5 protein-coding genes are annotated in these 4,313 nt (G+C 38.5%); 1 reads left to right on the top strand and 4 read right to left on the bottom strand.

Annotation, left to right across the window (positions count from 1 at the left end):
* The 3 genes from H5072_RS12790 to H5072_RS12800 all read right to left on the bottom strand — a co-directional run.
* Positions 1-1,099 (bottom strand): TonB-dependent siderophore receptor (locus H5072_RS12790; protein WP_182693727.1); only part of this gene is annotated, 1,099 nt, incomplete at its 3' end.
* A 9-nt stretch (positions 1,100-1,108) separates the two neighbouring features.
* Positions 1,109-2,188, bottom strand: coding sequence for a FecR family protein (locus H5072_RS12795; protein ID WP_024603563.1), 1,080 nt, complete (start codon positions 2,186-2,188; stop codon positions 1,109-1,111).
* A complete protein-coding gene (locus H5072_RS12800; protein WP_002961494.1) occupies positions 2,185-2,751 on the bottom strand; it encodes an RNA polymerase sigma factor in 567 nt (188 codons plus the stop codon). Before H5072_RS12800 ends, H5072_RS12795 begins: the two co-directional genes overlap by 4 nt.
* Positions 2,752-3,024: 273 nt before the next feature.
* On the opposite strand from H5072_RS12800, the gene H5072_RS12805 reads away from it, so the two are divergent.
* Positions 3,025-3,540, top strand: coding sequence for a DUF2937 family protein (locus tag H5072_RS12805; protein ID WP_182693728.1), 516 nt, complete (start codon positions 3,025-3,027; stop codon positions 3,538-3,540).
* Here the strand turns inward: H5072_RS12805 and H5072_RS12810 are convergent.
* Positions 3,520-4,313: LysR family transcriptional regulator (locus H5072_RS12810; protein WP_182693729.1), on the bottom strand; the 794-nt coding region annotated here is incomplete at its 5' end. The two genes, H5072_RS12805 and H5072_RS12810, sit on opposite strands and share 21 nt — an antisense overlap.

The raw sequence follows: 4,313 nt of genomic DNA on the forward strand, positions 1-4,313 counted from the left end.
CATCACCTAGCGCAAAGCCTTTATTAAAATCAAGGTTAATGGTTTCGCCATCGCCTTCAGAATATTGACCGTAGTTAATAGCCGCTTTGCCACCTTCGCTACCATCTTTAAGCACAATATTAATAACACCTGCAATTGCATCAGAACCATACTGAGCAGCAGCGCCATCACGTAATACTTCAATGCGTTTAATTGCAGAAGCTGGAATTGCATTCATGTCAGTACCTGCGGTACCACGCCCAACAGAGCCATTAATATGAATAATACTTGCTTGATGACGACGTTTGCCGTTAATTAACACCAATGTTTGATCGGGGCCCAAACCGCGAAGTGTCGCAGGTCTTAAAGCATCAGTACCGTCACTAATTGCAGAGCTTGAAAAGTTAAATGAAGGGGCGATAGACTGTAGCATACGACCAACTTCTGTTTGGCCTGTATTTTCAAGCGCTTCTGCACTTAAGATATCTACTGGAACGGGTAAATCTTCAACTGAACGCCCTGCTACACGGCTACCGACAATAGCAATTTTTTCAATTTTTTCTTGAGCGACTTCTTCTGCTGCGTTTACACCTTGCGAATTTACTGCAAGTAAAGCTGGTAATACTGCTGCACTGACCGCTGAAAGCTTCATCATGTTGTTATCATTCCTGTTGATTTGTTTGAGTTTTATACTCAGTAAACCATTTTGATCAACAACCGCATCGAGCTCAGTCCCACCTAATAATGCCTCTAGAGCATCTAGCTGAGTGTAAAATCCATAAACTGAATTTGCGTCATACTGCTTTGCCAACTCATAAGAAAACACCACGGTTTGCTCTGTTTGTTTAGCATATTCAATTAAGGCTTTGTCTGCTCGCTGCGCTTTTATATCAAATTGCACCATTTGCCCAGTGGTTTGTGTTGCTGCTTGTACACTTAAACTAAAAATAGCCGGTGCAAGCACACTAAATCCACTCAATAAATGCGTTTGGTTACTGCGCAACTTATATAAACAGCTGACAAACAAAAATCCTCTATGGGTTTGTTTCTTTTTTTTAATGTTTTTTTTACGTTCAATCTTTATTGATGTAACTTTACCTAACATTAGTTTGATTTGCATAACGTCTACTTATGATTCTGTATGGTGTTTTAGCGTTACTACATGCTCACCTAAACGCTCATGATCAATCGAAAAGTTAGTTTGTAAACTTTCTAGTAAACCTTCAACGTCACCCGCTTTAAATACTCCAGCCACTTTAATACTGGCAAGCTCAGCTGATGAAAGCTCAAAACGTGTGGCTGTATAGCGGCTTACTTCATTTAAAGCATCGCTTAGCTCTTCTCCATTAAAAATAAGCATCCCGTTTTGCCATGCCAAATCGCGTTGTACGTCGTTCATTGAAAGCTGCGTAATTGGTTTTGTAACACTTTGCTCAATAACTGCTTTTTCGCCTGAGGTAACAATATTGGCATTAATTTGACGAATTTTTTTCGTGCTATTATCTGCAAGTTGATAATCTTTAAAGTCATTTGCATCAACCGCTACACTTGGATCGGTGATCATCACTTTGCCTTCAGTAACCACCAGCTCTAAATCTGATGATGTATTGCGTTGTACATTAAATACCGTGCCTAACGCGGTAAAACTTTTATCACCAGCCATAACACTAAACGGACGCGTGGCATCTTTTGCTACATTAAAGCGCCCTTCTCCACGACTAAGTAATAACTGCCTGCGGCCTTTACTATAAGCAACTTCTAGTAAGCTATTAGTATTAAGCTGCACTATGGTGCCGTCTGGCAATACATACGTTGCTTGCTCACCTACTTTTGTTTTGTAAATTTTAGTGTAATTAACTTTTGCAAGCTCTTGGTTGTAGCCATTTTCTAAGTTAATTAATAAGTAGCTGCATACCATTAACGCTGCAAACAAACTCGCTGCAATTGAATAAGAAAACATCCACTTGTTTTTTGATGTTTTAGTATTGTTGCGCTGAGGAAATAAATGACTTAATTCGTTTAATACTGAAAGCTCATCCCAAAGCTGAGCAAGCTCGTATATAGAGTCTTGATGTGCAGTGCTTTGCATCATCCATAATTTAAATTGCTCTTTTTCATCATCAGTTAAACCACGATCAATCGCGCTTATCCAATCACATGACTTTTCTAAGATTAAATCTTTTGAATTAAATTGATGAACATTACTCATTCTGCGACCCTCTTAACGGATATAGGATGTGCCTGAGCTTTAGGGTTCGTTTGAGGGCTTTGCTCATGTTCACGCATGTATAACATGGTTTGTAACAATCCTTTGGCAATGTGTTTTTCAACAGTGCTTTGGCTTAACTGCATTTGGTCTGCTATCTCTTTTTGGCTCATACCGTAAACTTTTTTTAATATAAAGCATTTACGAATCGATGAGCTTAGTTGCTCAGTAGCTCTACAAAAAAGTAAAAAACGCTCTTTAGATGTGTATTCGTCTTCGAGCTTCATTGATTTGAGTAATACGGGCAATTCGTTATCGTTTTCTAACGAATCATTAAATTTATTGTCCCACTTAGCTATATGGTTGAGTGCTAGATGTTTTGCTGTTTTTAGCATATAACTGCGGGTAAACTGGATGTCTTGTTTTAAATCAGCTTCATAGCTTTTTACAAAAGTTTCTTGCACAATATCTTCTACATCGTCGGGTTGAACAATGCGCGATACAAAACGTTTGAGCTGTTTAGAAATATCAACAAATGTTGACGTGAACTTTACTTTTTTCGTCATCCTTAACATCCACCTGTTGTTATTTTTATTATTAGGGCGTGTTGGCCTTTCGTGGTTGAATTTGCAGCAGTACGTTTGGTATTTAGGCAAGGCAGAGCCTATGTAGTGTGGTTACTCCCCATAAATAGGTGATAAAGCAGCATAAATACCATACATGCGCTGCCCTTTGGGTTCAATTCACAAAGGTTAACACGCCCCAATAGATTACGAGTTTTTGACATAAAAACAAGCTCAAATGTTAATTCTGGGTTATTTAAATGCATAGGAAGATAAATGAGTAAACTTTTAGATTATATACGACTTAGTTTCTTTGCATTCGGTTTACTACTTGGAGTGCAAATACCTGCATTTGTAAGTGGCTTTGGCCAAGCATTATCAGCCCAGTTAATTGAAGCTAACAATGCCGTTGCGCCTTTTAAAAGCGATGCAGCTAAGTATTTCAATAATGATTTAACTAAGCTAATAAAACACTATCAAAATATTGATGATGAAATTGTGAACAAAGGGGCAAGTAATATCAGTACTCTTTACGAGCGACAGCAAGATTTACAGATAGCCGTAAATAGGTTTGAGAAATCTCCGTATATATTTACTATGATCAGTGGCATGAGCGATATAAAGCAACAAGTATGGCAACGCTTTGAAGGTCAAATCATTTTGAAAAAAGACTCTATTATAGCCGCCATTGTTGCAGCCATAATTGTTGCCTTGCTTGCAGAGCTTACTGGTTATTTGTTTTTAATTGGAGTAAAACGCTCATTTAAACGCTTATTCGCAGCTCAAAAATAGTGATTTCATAAAATCATAAAATACATCGGTTTTGCGGGTTGTTAAACTATTTTGCGGACGTAAAAACCAAACCGGTGCATCATCTTGTGCCATTACCCCTGGCATAACTTCAACCAAAATACCGTTTTTAAGATCTTCATTAATCGCTATTTTTGATTTAATAGCAATACCATGACCTGCAATGGCAGCTTGTGTCATATTATCAGAGTTTGAAATAGTAAAACGAGTTTTAGCATTAAAGGTATGTATTTTTTTGTGTTCGTCAAAAAGCTTTAACTGGCGTTGCCACGGCAGGCAAACCCAATAATGCTCACTCAATTGCGTTAAATTTTCAGGCATGCCGTACTTTTCTATATAGCTAGGGGCTGCACACAGTATGCGACTATTGTTTACGATTTTACGAGAAAGTAATCCTGAGTCATTTAATTTTCCCACCCTAATTGCAACATCTTGAGCGTCATCAACCACATTTACAAAATGATCCGTTATTAAAAAATCAAGCTTTAGTTCAGGGTAAGCTTGCTCAAACTCATTGAGTTTAGGCATTACGTATTTTGAAAAAACCCAAGGCGGCATGGTCACGCGTAGTAAACCACTCACCGATGAGCTGCGCGCGCCAATACTATGTTCAGCATCGTGAAGGGCTTCTATTATAGCCCCCACACGCGTATAAAATATTTCACCTGCGGGAGATAACCGTACTCGCCTGCTATCTCTAAAAACAAGTACTGTAGCAAGCTCACGCTCTAGTTTACTTAAGCGATGGCTCACCG

The sequence above is a fragment of the Pseudoalteromonas sp. SR45-5 genome (genome assembly GCF_014163565.1).
GTDB lineage: Bacteria > Pseudomonadota > Gammaproteobacteria > Enterobacterales > Alteromonadaceae > Pseudoalteromonas > Pseudoalteromonas distincta.